This is a genomic window from Aquabacterium sp. (genome assembly GCF_036279675.1).
In the GTDB taxonomy this organism is placed as follows: domain Bacteria; phylum Pseudomonadota; class Gammaproteobacteria; order Burkholderiales; family Burkholderiaceae_C; genus Aquabacterium.
This window is the reverse complement of sequence record NZ_DASUIS010000015.1, coordinates 1-14,200: the sequence shown is the minus strand read 5'-3', so window position 1 is coordinate 14,200 and position 14,200 is coordinate 1. Positions and strand designations below refer to the sequence as shown.

The 14,200-nt window shown below is 63.0% G+C and carries 11 protein-coding genes; 3 read left to right on the top strand and 8 right to left on the bottom strand.

Annotated features, from left to right (window positions below):
- Both VFW93_RS01665 and VFW93_RS01660 read left to right on the top strand, forming a co-directional pair.
- A partial coding sequence (locus VFW93_RS01665) for a TonB-dependent receptor (RefSeq protein WP_329692258.1) occupies positions 1 to 1,083 on the top strand: 1,083 nt, incomplete at its 5' end.
- Positions 1,084 to 1,119: 36 nt separating this feature from the next.
- On the top strand, positions 1,120 to 2,634 hold the full coding sequence (locus VFW93_RS01660; RefSeq protein ID WP_329692257.1) for a hypothetical protein: 1,515 nt from the start codon (positions 1,120 to 1,122) through the stop codon (positions 2,632 to 2,634).
- A 27-nt stretch (positions 2,635 to 2,661) separates the two neighbouring features.
- On the opposite strand, the gene VFW93_RS01655 is transcribed toward VFW93_RS01660, so the two are convergent.
- The 8 genes from VFW93_RS01655 to VFW93_RS01620 form a co-directional block, all read right to left on the bottom strand.
- Positions 2,662 to 3,435 (bottom strand): enoyl-CoA hydratase, encoded by a 774-nt coding sequence (locus tag VFW93_RS01655; protein ID WP_329692256.1) that lies wholly within the window; start codon positions 3,433 to 3,435, stop codon positions 2,662 to 2,664.
- A gap of 148 nt (positions 3,436 to 3,583) precedes the next feature.
- Positions 3,584 to 4,912, bottom strand: coding sequence for a pectin acetylesterase-family hydrolase (locus VFW93_RS01650; protein WP_329692255.1), 1,329 nt, complete (start codon positions 4,910 to 4,912; stop codon positions 3,584 to 3,586).
- 129 nt (positions 4,913 to 5,041) lie between these two features.
- The gene (locus VFW93_RS01645) at positions 5,042 to 5,923 is read right to left on the bottom strand and encodes an alpha/beta fold hydrolase (RefSeq protein WP_329692254.1); all 882 of its coding nucleotides are present in this window, start codon (positions 5,921 to 5,923) and stop codon (positions 5,042 to 5,044) included.
- A 39-nt stretch (positions 5,924 to 5,962) separates the two neighbouring features.
- Positions 5,963 to 6,871, bottom strand: a complete 909-nt coding sequence (locus VFW93_RS01640) for an alpha/beta fold hydrolase (protein WP_329692253.1) — start codon at positions 6,869 to 6,871, stop codon at positions 5,963 to 5,965.
- Positions 6,872 to 7,197: 326 nt separating this feature from the next.
- Positions 7,198 to 8,421, bottom strand: a complete 1,224-nt coding sequence (locus VFW93_RS01635; RefSeq protein WP_329692252.1) for an acetyl-CoA C-acyltransferase — start codon at positions 8,419 to 8,421, stop codon at positions 7,198 to 7,200.
- A gap of 18 nt (positions 8,422 to 8,439) precedes the next feature.
- Positions 8,440 to 10,839, bottom strand: a complete 2,400-nt coding sequence (locus VFW93_RS01630) for a 3-hydroxyacyl-CoA dehydrogenase/enoyl-CoA hydratase family protein (protein ID WP_329692251.1) — start codon at positions 10,837 to 10,839, stop codon at positions 8,440 to 8,442.
- Between the two features lie 79 nt (positions 10,840 to 10,918).
- Positions 10,919 to 12,709 (bottom strand): acyl-CoA dehydrogenase C-terminal domain-containing protein, encoded by a 1,791-nt coding sequence (locus tag VFW93_RS01625; RefSeq protein ID WP_329692250.1) that lies wholly within the window; start codon positions 12,707 to 12,709, stop codon positions 10,919 to 10,921.
- Between the two features lie 74 nt (positions 12,710 to 12,783).
- Entirely contained in the window at positions 12,784 to 13,527 is a 744-nt protein-coding gene (locus tag VFW93_RS01620) for a TetR/AcrR family transcriptional regulator (protein WP_329692249.1), read from the bottom strand.
- 260 nt (positions 13,528 to 13,787) lie between these two features.
- Here VFW93_RS01620 and VFW93_RS01615 point away from each other — a divergent pair.
- A partial coding sequence (locus VFW93_RS01615; RefSeq protein WP_329692248.1) for an HNH endonuclease occupies positions 13,788 to 14,200 on the top strand: 413 nt, incomplete at its 3' end.

The following is a 14,200-nucleotide window of genomic DNA, read 5'->3' as shown; positions in this document are numbered from 1 at the left end:
GCCTTCTGGAACGTCGACAACGGCATCCGCAACCGCGTGGGCGCCTTTGCCGAATGGGAGGCGAACTGGACAAGCCAATGGACGACCGAACTCGGCTTGCGCCACGACATGGTGCATGCCGATGCCTCGGCCGTTCAGGGTTACGACAACGGGGCACTGGCTACCTGGGGGCAGGATGCCGCCGACTTCAATGCCCGCAGCCACAAGCACACCGATCGCAACTGGGACCTTGTGGCCATGACGCGTTACCGCGCCGACGACAGCCAGACGCTCGAGCTCGCCTATGCACGAAAAAGCAAATCGCCCAGCCTGTACCAGCGCTACCCGTGGTCGACACAGGCCATGGCAGCCCTGATGAACAATTTCGTGGGTGACGGCAATGGCTATATCGGCAACGAAGATTTGAAGCCAGAGGTCGCGCATACCTTGAGCGCCTCGACGCAATGGCGAGATGGGGAACGACAAGCGTGGCAATTCAAGCTGACCGGCTATGCCACCTACATTCAGGACTACATCGACGCACAGCGCTGCAACTTCGGTCAATGCAGCCCTGAAAACGTCACCCGAAACAACGGCTTCGTTTTGCTGCAGTACGTCAACCAGCGTGCGCGCCTGCATGGCCTTGACGCATCTGGCGAGATCGAACTGGGGCGCACGGCATCAGTGGGACGCTTCAACGCCACTGCCGTGGTCAATCTGGTGCGCGGGCAGAACACGACAACAGATACGCCGCTCTACAACATCATGCCGGCCAACGCACGGTTGGCACTGGTGCATCAACTGGCGGGCTGGACCAGCACCCTGGAACTGCAAGGCGTACAAGGCAAGCGACGCGTCTCGCCCGTTCGCAACGAAATGCAGACTGCAGGCTATAGCCTTGTCAACATCAAGACCAGTCGCGACTGGGGCATTGTCCAGCTCGACATGGGCGTCGACAACCTGTTCAACCGCTTCTACGAACAGCCGCTGGGTGGTGCCTATGTGGGCCAGGGCCCTTCAATGAGTTCGGACTCCATCCCATGGGGCACCGTGGTCCCCGGCATGGGCAGGGCCATGAAGCTGGCCATGACCATGCGCTACTGACCCCACATGCTCGACTCTGTCCCTGAAAAGCAAGACATGACATCAACTTACACGCAGCCCTCGCGCCTGATCAACCTGATGGCAACCTCGCTCGCCCTGGCATTGACTGCTTGTGGTGGCGGTGGGGGTGGAGCCGAAGTGGAAGCCCGGCCCCAGTCCCTGTCCATCACAGCCAGCCCATCCTCATCCCTGAGCGCCAACAGCTCGGCCACGCTCACCGCGACGGCCAGTTCGGGCTTGCAAGTGACTTACCGCAGCGCCTCGCCGGCCATTTGCACCGTCGGCACGGAGTCAGGTCTGATCACGGCACTGACGGCAGGCACATGCCGCATCATCGCAGCGCAAAGTGGCGATGAACGCTATGCACCTGCGCCGTCGCAAACCATCGAGCTGACCGTGCTGCCGGACCCGCACCAGACCATCACTTTCGGCGCCGCCCCTGCGCTCAGCCTGGGCGGTGCGGCGACTGCCCATGCCTCGGCCAGCTCGGGACTGGCCGTGCGCTACAGCAGCCTGAGCGGTAGTGTGTGCACGGTTGATGAAAACACAGGGGAACTCACGGCACTGACACCAGGCAACTGCGTCGTCGCGGCCAATCAGCCGGGCACAGCCGATATCCTGCCGGCACCGCAAGTCACGCAGACCATCGCAGTCGACATCCCGGCAAGCCTGACCGTGCCCGGCCAACCACAAACAGTCACAGCCACGGCAGGCAGCACACTGCACAGTGTCACGGTCAAGGCGGCATCCGTCACCAGTGGCGGCCTGGCCATCACGCATTACACGGTGACGTCAGTCCCCGCGGGCCTCAGCGTGGACAGCAGCACATTGCCTGCCACGGTGACTTGCCCGGGATCGTGCGCTGGCTATGCCTTCACCATTTCAGCCCACAACGCACTGGGGCAAGGTCCAGCCTCATCGGCAGCACATGTGATGGCACGGTACAACGTGGTCACGACCTTTCACGAACCCGATACCCAGCCCAGCGACTCCATTTTTACCGGCAGCTTCGTGTTCGACGCCACCACCGGCACGGTGTCACAGCTCTCCGGCATGTTGACCGAATCGATGACCGGCTCGGCTTCCGGAGCGGCCCCGTACTACGACATGACGCAAGTTGCACTCAACCATCAGCTGTCTGCGGTGCGAGCCGATGCGCTGGGCGGCGTGTTGGTCACCACCTTCCGCAACAACAACACCAACACGTTCTGGACAGGCACCGGTGGTGATGGCTGGACGCCGGCCGCGGGCGTCGCCGTGGGTGGCATCCACTATGGATTTCCCAGCGGATCAACCGGCATCGCCAACCCGGGCAATGCCTATGCCATGATCTTCGTGAACACGAGCGAGCCGACCACACCATTGACCCAGGCCCAACTGGACAAGCTGGCCTATGCCGACTGTGTCCCAACTGCAGCGGGCGGCATGCAAAACGGTGGCGGCATGATGGGTGCTGCGTGCATGACCGGCACGAGCGTGGCCGGCTATGGCGCTGTGGGCACCATGAGTGGCTACCCCGTCAGCCAGTTGATCACCCGGGCGGCCGATTGAGCCCCCGGGCCATCACGCAGGATCAGATCAACACTTGGAAAAGTCGGGCTTGCGCTTTTCCATCACGGCGCTGATCGCTTCTTTGGCGGCAGGGCCTTGCAGCAGTTGGCCGAAGTGCTTGAGCTCTTCGGTCATCACGGGCGTCAAATGCGTTTGCGCCATCTTCATCAGCGACTTGGTCACGCGCAGCGAGGCCGCGGGCTTGGCGGCCAGCTTGGCGGCCTGGGCCTGCGCGTAGCTGTTCACTTCATGCGGCGGCACGATGCGGTTGATCAGGCCCATCTCCAGCGCCTCTTCGGCGTAGAAGGCCTCGCCCAGCATGAGCTTCTCGGCGGCCTTCGGGTAGCCCACGATCTGCGGCAGCAGCAGGCTGGCGCCAGCTTCAGGGCACAGGCCCAGGTTCACGAAGGGCAGGCTGAAAGCGGCGTTGTCACCAGCGTAGACCAGATCGCAGTGCAGCAGCAGCGTGGTGCCGATGCCCACTGCCGGGCCGGCCACGGCCGCCACGATGGGCTTGGGAAAGTCGCGGATGGCGTTGAGGAAACGCACGACCGGCGGCACCTCGGCACCAGGCTTGCTGATGGGCGGGTTGTGGAGGAAGTCGGCCAGGTCATTGCCGGCGGTGAAGATTTCGACCGCACCTTGAATGACGGCCACACGGACGCTGTCATCCGCCGTTGCAGCTTCCAGCTCTTCAGCCAGGCGGGTGTACATCGCCGTGGTGATGGCGTTCTTCTTGTCCAGACGGTTGAAGGTCAGTGTCAGTACACCAGCTTCACGATGCTGCAGGATCTCGCTCATGGCCCAATGTCTCCAGGTTCTTCCAAGTTCTCGGGAACCCTGAATTAGACGCCACTTTCGGGTGGTTTGCACGACAGCCGCATGCAAGCTTTGGCGACAAAAAGCGCAAAGGCCCGGCAATGCCGGGCCCCGTCGAAGCATCGTGACTTCAGATGCCGAAAAGTGCGTAGAACGCGGTGTTGATCCAGCTGATCAAGGCGATGCCGCTCGGGTTGGGCGTGGTGCGCTGGGTTTCGTAAGCGCGGATCAGCGGCTGGCTGGGATCCAGGAGGTTGTCCACGAACACGCCTACATCGGCCAGGTTGGCTTCCTTGATGCCGGTGCCGGCAAACGAGGCCGTGGTCAGTGTGTGCGCCTTGATGAAGTCTCGGCCGTAAGGGATGTAGTAGCCCGTATTGGCGTACGGCTTCATGGCGTCCACCCAGGCGCCGATCTCCTTGACCCATTTGGCCTTGAGCAAGGCATCGCGCTTGGCGCCTGCCGGCACGGCCGCGATCTCGGGGTAGAACTTGGTGTACGAGAAGGACGAGAACACCGCGTCCGCCTGGAACACCGCATAACCCAGGCGATCCTGCGGGAAGACCTTGGCCAGGCCTGTTGTCAGGCTGCCGAGGTTGTCCACCGTGCCCGCGGTCGGGAAGGTCGCGATCATGCGCGACGCCAGGCCGCTGTCGCCATCGAGGCCCCAGGCCACACGGATCTTGTTGTGCAACAGCACGGAAGGCGCGTCTTCAGGCGATGCATTGCGGTCCACCTGGAACAGCGGGCCGGAATCCGCCAGCATGGCCGACTGCTTGGGCTGGTCGGCCAGGCGGATCAGGCCATACATGGCAGTGGCACCCACGCCGCCAGCCGAGAAGCCCGTGACCAGCAACTGGTCCTGCTTGGGCAGGTAGCGCCCCACCCAGTTGGCCACGGCCTCGCCGTTCTTGAAGCCACGGTGGTAGTAGGTGATGGGGTTGGCCGGGTCGGCATCGCCGTAAGTGGCCACCTTGTTGCCCGTGTGCACGTCACCCGTGCAGTAAGGCACGTAGACGATGTTCCAGCTTTGCGTCTGCACCTTCTGCAAAGGGTGGGTGCGCGAGGTGAACGGCGTGATCAGCCCCCCCAGGGCGAGACCTGTGCTCATGTAGTTGGTGGGAATGCCGTTGTAGTTGGTGGCGCCCAGCAGGCCACCCTTCATCTGGCAGGCGTTCTGCTCCCAGCAGGCGCCGCCGCCCTCGAACATGATCACCGTCTTCTTCGCATTGGCCGCCTTGGTGGTGCGGTTGACGAAGAAGCGATAGGGGGAGCCATTGCCGCAGCTGGCGCCGGATGCGGCCGGGGCCTCGATGGCCTCCCACTTGTTGAAGGTCGTGGGTGCAGGGCCGACGTTGCCCGTGGTGTTGGGCACCCAAGGGGCAGGGGCGGCCCAGGCGGAAGCAGCGATAACGGCGGCAAGGGCGCTCAGGCCCAGGTGCACGGCAAGGCGTGGCATGGATGACTCCGTGAGGGACACGCCGGCGTCATCCACACAGGTCTGGGCAGGGCGTCACGTCAGATTGAATTGACTTGCATTCTGTCGATTCGGTTAACGCGCCGCATCGGGGCTAACGTCATAGCCCGTTCAGGGGGCTGGCTCGCGTTTTCCCTGGGTGGGCTCGCCCTGCAACCAGCCCAGGGCCAGGGGCCACAGGCGTTCGGCAGAGCTGGCCTTGAACAGGCCGAAGTGCCCGATGCGCTTCATGCCCATCTGGTGCGGGTGCAGGTGTTCGAAATGCACCGGGGCCTTCTCATACAGCTGATACAGCTTGCGGATGCCCGCTGGGCTCACGAGCTCATCATCTTCGAGCACCACTGCGGTGATCGGCACTTGCACGCTGGCATAGCGCGCCCGCACGGCGGCCCCTTCGGAGCCGAGGTAATCAGGATGCAGGCACCACTTGCGCCACTGCCACATGGCGGCGGCAGGCAGGTCGCCCACGGCCCCCAGCTTCTTGCCCGGGAAGTAGCCAGCCAGGCCGATACCCACGGGTGCCAGCACCCACCACAGCAAGGGCGCCTGCATGCGCACCTGCGGCGCATTGAGCCGCCAGTAGCCATTGCCACTGGCCACGCTCAGCACGCGCTCGAAACGCTCGGGCTGATCCAGCCAGCCGAACAACTGGCCACCCAGGCTGTGCCCGAGATAGGTCTTCGGCGCATCGGGCCAGCGCGCACAAAAAGCGTCGACCACGGCAGGCAGGTCCTTCGCGGCCCAATCGGTGATGCTGGCCTTGAAGCCACGCAAGCGCCGAGGGGCAGACTCGCCCGTGCCGCGCCAGTCAAAGGTCATCACCCCCACGCCCTGGTGGGACAACCACGTGGCAAAGGCTTCATAGAACCGTTGGGGCACACCCATGGCCGCGCCAATCAGCACAGCGCGCTGAACGACGCCGGCAGGCGCATACACGCGTGCCACCAGTGCATGGCCATCGCGCGTGCTGATCTGAACGGTTTCTGCAGGCATTGGAGGCTCCGGGCTTGCGGATGGGTTGGTTGTCGTCTGTCACATCGCCGTGGCCAAGCCCAACCAGGGCAGACTCATGGCCCAGCCACGCGGGCCGGTCCGGGCATGGAAGAAGTTGAAATGCCCCACGGTGCGAAGACCATGCTTTTCGGGCCGCAGGACCTGAAGATCAACCTGCGTGCCGGTGTAGTGCGCATGCATGGCCTTGACGCCACGCGGGCTGGCCATGGTGTCATCCGTGAACACGACCGCCGTGATGGGCAGCCTCACGTTGGCATAGGCCCGACGGACCTCTTCACCCTCGCTGACGACGAAGTCGGGATGGGCGCACCAGCGCTTCCATTGCGCCACCACGCCGCGCGGCAGGTCGTCCACCGTGCGGATGCGACGGCCTGCAAAATAGCCATGGCGCGCCACACTCAGGGGCACGATCACATGCCAGAAAGCGCCGATCACATAGCGCAAGGGTCGCGCCAGGTGTTCGTGATAACCGCTGCCACTGCCCAAGGTGGCCACGCGGTCGATGCGAGGGTGCTGCGGCATCATGCCGAACAGGATGCCACCCATGCTGTGGCCGAACCAGGTGATGGGCAAGCCGGGGTGACGCTGCGCCACCAGTGCCATCACGGCCGGCGCATCGTGACGCGCCCAGTCCACCAGCCTGGCCTTGTAGCCCACCAGGCTGGGCGGCGCCGACTGCGCCATGCCGCGCCAGTCAAAGGTATAGACCACGCAGCCGTGCTGCACCAGCCAGCTGGCGTAGCGCTCGTAAAAGGTTTGTGGCACGCCCAAGGCGCACGCCACGATCACTGCGCGGCGAACGTTGATGCCACCTTGAGGCCTGAAACAACGGCCTGCCAGCATGTGGCCGTCGTCGGTAAGGATGTGCAGGGTTTCCATGTTCTTGTCTCGCTCGGTGATGGCATGAGGCCGGGGGAGAGGGCGCAAGCCGCCCTCTTTCCCTCCCACTCTCACCCCACCACGGTGTGTCGCGGGGTGGCGGTGGTGTGGGCCTGAGAAGCGACCATTCGCGGTGTCCTGGACAGCGGCAAGGGCAGGCTCGTGTTCAAGAAAAAACGGCGAACAAGCTCGGTGGTGCCCCGCGTCAGGCGCGGATCAGGCCCACGCCACCGCCATCCCGTTGCTCACACCGTCACCCACTACACCCACAAAAAAGCCCGCAAGGATCTCTCCATTGCGGGCTTGTGCCATTCAAGCAGCCATCAATCAGCCCCGTACAAGCGCCCGATCAACAGCCGACTTGAAACAGCTCATCACAGGCTGTCGACGCGCTCGAAGATGCCGGCAGCACCTTGGCCAGTACCGATACACATCGTGACCATGCCGTACTTGCCGCCAGTGCGACGCAGACCGTGCACCACGGTCGCAGCGCGGATGGCACCGGTTGCACCCAGGGGGTGACCCAAGGCGATCGCGCCGCCCATCGGGTTCACCTTGGCGCGGTCCAGCACGTGGCCCTTGCTGTCCAGGTCCTTCAGCACAGCCAGAGACTGCGCAGCGAACGCTTCGTTCAGCTCGACCCAGTCCATGTCCGAAGCCTTCAGGCCGGCATATTCCAGCGCCTTGGGGATGGCTTCGATCGGGCCGATACCCATGATTTCGGGCGGCACGCCCTTGACGGCGAAAGCCACGAACTTGGCCAGAGGCTTCAGACCATACTTCTCGCAAGCTTCCTTCGAAGCCAGGATCAGGCAGCCAGCGCCGTCAGACGTCTGCGACGAGTTACCGGCCGTGACCGAACCCTTGGCAGCGAACACGGGACGCAGCTTGGCCAGACCTTCCACCGAAGTCTCGGGACGAGCGCCTTCGTCGCGGGTGATCGTCTTCTTGGTGATCGTCACTTCGCCTGTTTCCAGGTTGGGCGTACGCACTTCGATTTCGATCGGGGTGGTTTCAGCGTCGAACCAGCCAGCCTGTTGAGCGGCGATGGCGCGGCGGTGCGATTCAGTGGCGAAAGCGTCCTGCTCTTCGCGGGTCACCTTCCACTGCTCGGCCACCTTCTCGGCGGTCATGCCCATGCCGTAGGCGATGCCGACGTTCTCGTCCAGGTCAACGACCTTGGGGTTGAACGAAGGCTTGGAGCCGCCCATGGGGACCATGGACATCGATTCCACGCCACCGGCGATCATGACTTCGGCTTCGCCCACGCGGATGCGGTCAGCAGCCATCGACACGGCGGTGATACCGGCCGCGCAGAAGCGGTTCACGGTGGCACCGGCCACAGTCTTGGGCAGGCCCGACAGCAGCGCGGCGATCTTGGCCACGTTCATGCCTTGTTCGCCTTCAGGCATCGCGCAGCCAACGATGGCGTCTTCGATGGCAGCAGGATCCAGCGTAGGAACTTGCTTGAGGGCGTTCTTGATGGTGGCGACCAGCAGATCGTCAGGGCGGGTGTTCTTGAACACGCCACGGCCAGACTTGCCGATCGGGGTACGGGTGGCGGCAACGACGTAAACGTCGCGGAGTTGCTTAGACATAGATTTGTCTCCGATCGATCAGTTGCGGACAGGCTTGCCGGTCGACAGCATGCCCATGATGCGTTCTTGCGTCTTGGGGTTGTCCAACAGCGTGCAGAAGTGCTTGCGCTCCAGGGCGTGCAGGTATTCCTCGCTCACCAGGGTGCCAGCATCCACGTCGCCACCGGTCAGCACGTCTGCAATGCAGGAGCTGATGTAGTAGTCGTGTTGCGAGATGAAGCCGCCGTCGCGCATGTTGATCAGCGACGATTGCAGCGTGGCCTTCACGTTGCGACCGGCCACAGCGAATTGCTTCTTGGCAGGGGCACGGTAGCCGGACTCGAACATGGCCTTGGCTTGGGCGATGGCCACGTACAGGACTTCGTCCTTGTTGGGCACAACCACGTCGCCTTCCAGCAGGTAGCCGAACTTGCGCGCTTCGATGGCAGACGTTGCCACCTTGGCCATGGCTGCAGCCTGGAAGCCTTCCTTGACGAAGCCCATCAGTTCAGCGCCGACCATGCCGGACACGCCCTTGGAGGCTTCAACTTGTTCAGCAGCACGGCGAGCCAGGTAAGCCAGACCGCCGCCGCCGGGGATCAGACCCACGCCGACTTCGACCAGACCCACATAGGTTTCCATGGCGGCCACACGCTTGGCAGCGTGCACGGCCAGTTCGCAACCACCACCCAGCGCCAGGCCGTGCATCGCAGCAACGGTCGGCACGTTGGAGTAGCGCAGCGACAGCATGAAGTCCTGCAGTTGCTTCTCGAACGGGGCGATGGCCTTGCCACCACCGGCCATGAAGGCGGGCATCATGGATTGCAGGTCGGCACCAGCGGAGAAGGGGCCGTCTTGCGTCCAGATGACCATGCCCTTGTAGCCGGATTCAGCGATTTCCAGACCCTTGGCCAGGCCAGCGGTCACTTCAGCGCTGATGGTGTGCATCTTGGACTTGATCGAAGCGATGACCACTTCGTCGTCCAGGGTCCACAGGCGGATGGCGGCGTCTTCGAACAGGGTCTTGCCAGCGGTGGCAGCGTTCGGGGCTTGCGAGCCCAGGACGTTTTCACGGAAGGCCTGACGCTTGTAGACGGGCAGATCGCGGATGGGCACGTACTTGCCGGTCTTGGGCGACCACGAACCTTCGGCGGTGTGCACACCGTCGCGGCCGTCGAACACCCAGGCGGGCAGCGGCGCCTTCGACAGGGCCTTACCCGCGTCGATGTCGGCCTTCACCCATTCAGCCACTTGCTTCCAGCCGGCTTCTTGCCAGATCTCGAACGGGCCTTGCTTCATGCCGAAGCCCCAGCGCATGGCGAAGTCCACTTCGCGAGCGGATTCGGCGATCGATTCCAGCGTCACGGCTGCGTAGTGGAAGGCGTTGCGCAGCAGAGCCCAGATGAACTGAGCTTGCGGGTGAGCGGACTCACGCAGGGCCTTCACGCGCTCGGCAGCGGGCTTCTTGAGGATGTCGGTGACTTCCTTGTCGGCCTTGGCGCCAGCGGGCACGTACTCGCCGGTTTCAGCGTTGAACTGAAGGATGGTCTTGCCTTCCTTCTTGAAGAAACCAGCCTTGGTCTTCTGGCCGAAGTTGCCCAGGGCCAGCAGCTTGTCCAGCGCCACAGGGTTGGCGAAGCAGCTGTTGAAAGGATCGTCCTTGGCGCCGTTTTGCAGGGTCTTGATGACGTGCGCCATCGTGTCCAGACCCACCACGTCGGCGGTGCGGAAGGTGGCCGACGAAGCGCGGCCCATCTTCTTGCCGGTCAGGTCGTCGACGATGTCGTAGCCCAGGCCCGAACGCTCGACTTCGCGGAAGGTCAGCATCATGCCGGCCACGCCCACGCGGTTGGCGATGAAGTTGGGGGTGTCGTAAGCGCGAACCACGCCCTTGCCCAGCACGGATGCCGAGAACGTCTCCAGCTTGTCGACCACGTCAGGCGAGGTCAGCTCGGTGGGGATCAGTTCCAGCAGGAACATGTAGCGGGGAGGGTTGAAGAAGTGGATGCCCAGGAAGCGCGAACGCAGTTGCTCGGGCAGCACGTTGGCCATCGCGGTGATGGACAGACCGGAGGTGTTGGTGGCCAGGATGGCCTTGTCGTTCACGAAGGGCGCGATCTTCTTGTACAGATCTTCCTTCCAGTCCAGACGCTCGGCGATGGCTTCGATGATCAGGTCGCAGCCACGCAGCGCTTCGAGGTGCTCTTCGTAGTTGGCTTGCTGGATCAGGACAGCATCGTCGGTCACGCCCAGAGGCGAAGGCTTCAGCTTCTTCAGGCCTTCGACAGCCTTGGTCACGATGCCGTTCTTGGGGCCTTCCTTGGCGGGCAGGTCGAACAGAACGACCGGCACCTTGCAGTTGACCAGGTGGGCCGCGATCTGGGCGCCCATGACGCCGGCGCCGAGCACGGCAACCTTGCGCACATTGAATTGACTCATGTTCTCTCCTAGCAGAACTTGGAAAATGGAGATGGAAAAGGGAGGCTGGGCAACAACCTCCCTTTGAACGGCCTGTTGATTAGAACAGGGCCTCGTCCATTTCCATCAGGGGCTTCAGACCGGCCTTGGCCGTGACCATCAGGGTCTCGACTTCAGGCAGCAGCTTGGCGAAGTAGAAGCGGGCCGTGGCCAGCTTGGCGATGTAGAACTTGTCGCCGGAAGCTTGCTTTTCCAGGGCGATCTTGGCCATGCGGGCGAAGAAGTAAGCGTAGACCATGTGGCCCACCACACGCAGGTAGTCGAAAGCGGCGGCGCCGACTTCGTCAGGGTTCTGCATGCCCTTCATGCCGACTTCCATGGTGAAGGCTTGCACCTTCTGGCCCAGGTCAGCCAGAGGCTTGGTGAACTCCTGCATGGCTTCGTTGTCGGCGTTTTCCTTGACGAAACGACCAACCAGCTTGCCGAACTTGGTCAGCTTGGCGCCAGCGTCGCCCAGCACCTTGCGGCCCAGCAGGTCCAGCGATTGCACGGTGTTCGTGCCTTCGTAGATCATGTTGATACGTGCGTCACGCACGAACTGCTCCATGCCCCACTCGTGGATGAAGCCGTGGCCGCCGTAGACCTGTTGGCATTCCACCGTGGCCTTGAAGGCGTTTTCGGTGATGAAGGCCTTGACGATCGGGGTCAGCAGGGCGACGGTGTCGTCGGATTCCTTGCGAACGGCTTCGTCAGGGTGGTTGTGCGACTTGTCCAGTTCGATGGCGGTGAAGTACACCAGCGCGCGAGCGCCTTCAGCGTAGGCACGGGCGGTCAGCAGCATGCGACGCACATCGGGGTGAACGATGATCGGGTCGGCAGGCAGGTCAGGACGCTTGGCGCCGGACAGGGCACGCATCTGCACGCGGTCCTTGGCGTAGGTCACGGCGTTTTCGTAAGCCACTTGGGTCAGACCCAGCGACTGGTTGCCCACGCCCAGACGGGCGCCGTTCATCATCACGAACATGGCAGGCAGACCGCGGTGAGGCTGGCCAACCAGCGTACCGATGGCGTCTTCCAGCACGATCTGTGCGGTGGCGTTGCCGTGGATGCCCATCTTGTGCTCCAGACCGGCGCAGAAGATGCCATTGCGCGAACCCAGCGAACCGTCGGCGTTCACGTTGAACTTGGGCACGGCGAACAGGGAGATGCCCTTGGAACCGGCAGGTGCGTCAGGCAGGCGAGCCAGCACCAGGTGGATGATGTTCTCGGCCATGTCGTGTTCACCAGCCGAGATGAAGATCTTGGCGCCGGTGATCTTGTAGGTGCCGTCAGCTTGAGGCTCGGCCTTGGTGCGCAGCAGGCCCAGGTCGGTACCGCAGTGTGGCTCGGTCAGGCACATCGTGCCGGTCCATTCGCCGCTGGTCAGCTTGGGCAGGTAGGTCTTCTTCTGCTCGGGGGTGCCGTGCACTTCCAGGCAAGCGTGAGCGCCGTGGCTCAGGCCGGGGTACATGGTCCAGGCCTGGTTGGCCGAGTTGTTCATCTCGTAGATGGCCTGGTTGATCAGCTGAGGCAGGCCTTGACCGCCCCACTCAGGATCAGCAGACAGGGCAGACCAGCCGTTTTCGGTGTACTGCTTGTAGGCTTCCTTGAAGCCGTCAGGTGTCTTGACTTCGTGGGTTTCCTTGTTCAGCACGCAGCCTTGCACGTCACCAACCAGGTTCAGGGGGGCGATGACTTGCGAGGCGAACTTGCCACCTTCTTCCAGCACGGCGTTGACGGTGTCTTCGTCCAGATCGGCGTAAGCAGGGATCTGCTTCAGTTCGTCAACGGCGCCCAGCAGTTCGTGCATCACGAATTGCATGTCGCGCAGTGGGGGATTGTAGGAAGGCATCGTGAAGCTCCTCGGTCTTAAAAAAGCACGTTAAACAAGAAAACCTGATCTTGAAAGCCAGGCGACAGGGGGGGTCAAACAGGTGTCAGAGGGGTTTTCGCCCCTCCGACGGTGGCCGCACCCGAAGGCGAGGCCTGTCCAGGCAACGTTACCGGCGCCCCCAGTGCATAGAACTGGAGTACGCGCTCGAACGCGGTGCGAGCCCGATCAATCGCATCTGGCGAGCGCAGGAAGCGCGCATCATGATGAAGCGACAGGATCAGGCCATGGATCTCGAACTGCATTTGCATCGGGTCGGTGTCGGCGCGCAGATGGCCCATGTCGACGGCCATGCGGATGGCGCGCACGAGCGAGCCGTGCCAGGTCACCACCATCCCGGCCAGCGCATCGCGCACAGGGCCCGGACGGTCGTCGAATTCAACCGCACCGCTGATGTAAATGCAACCGGAATCGATTTCCGTCGCCACCTTGGCCACCCAGTTGTCAAACAGGGCGCGCAGGCGCGGCAGCCCACGGGGCTGGCGGATGGCGGGCAGGAAAACTTCCTCTTCAAAACGCTCGTGATATTCCCGGATCACGGAAATCTGCAGTTCCTCTCGGGAGCCGAAGTGGGCAAACACGCCCGACTTGCTCATGCCGGTGACTTCAGCCAGGGCGCCGATGGACAAGCCTTCGATGCCCATCTGGGAGGCCAGGTTCAGTGCCGCCTCCAGGATGGTGGCCCGCGTCTGCTGCCCTTTGTGAGCCCCGCGCCCACGCTCGCGCACCACCTCGGGGGCGGGCTTGGCGTCGTGGGGGAGCAATTCGGACAAGGGCATTCCTCGGAATAAAACGAACGGTCGTGCTATTTTGCAAAAAAAGATGACAGCTGTGTGAGCTTCCCGAAACTTTTTTTTGTGGCATTTCCCGCATTGCGTGCCAACTTGCGTCAACCGGGTGATTGGAAGCCATCCGGCCTAAGGGCTCACCCTGATGTGTTGTGATGCAACACCGACTGGAGGCCATCACATGCCTGAGTGGTTGAGAAAGTCACACAAGCTGCACTATCCTGTTTGCATCATCGCCTTTTGGAGGGTGTATGGACGTGCTGCAGCTCGACGTGTCAGGCCGTCCGCAGGCTTGGCTGTCAGCCAAGGAAGCGGCGGCCCTGTATGCGAATGACGATATAGCCTGGACGCTGGGGGAGCCCTTCATCGTCCTGCGCGGCGGAATCCAGCGCAAGACGGGGCAACAGTCCCGGCTGGAGTTGCACCCCATCGTGGCCGTGCACGGTGCCGTGCCCAGCCGCGCCTGGCGCCATGAACCCGCTTTGTCCAATCCCAAGTTGTTTGCGCGCGACCGCCAGGTCTGCGCCTACTGCGGGAACCGCTTTCACCTCGACGACCTGACGCGCGAGCACATCGTGCCCACCTCGCGCGGCGGGCAGGACAGCTGGACGAACTGCATCACCGCGTGTCGCAGTTGCAACGGCCGCAAGGGCAACCGCACCCT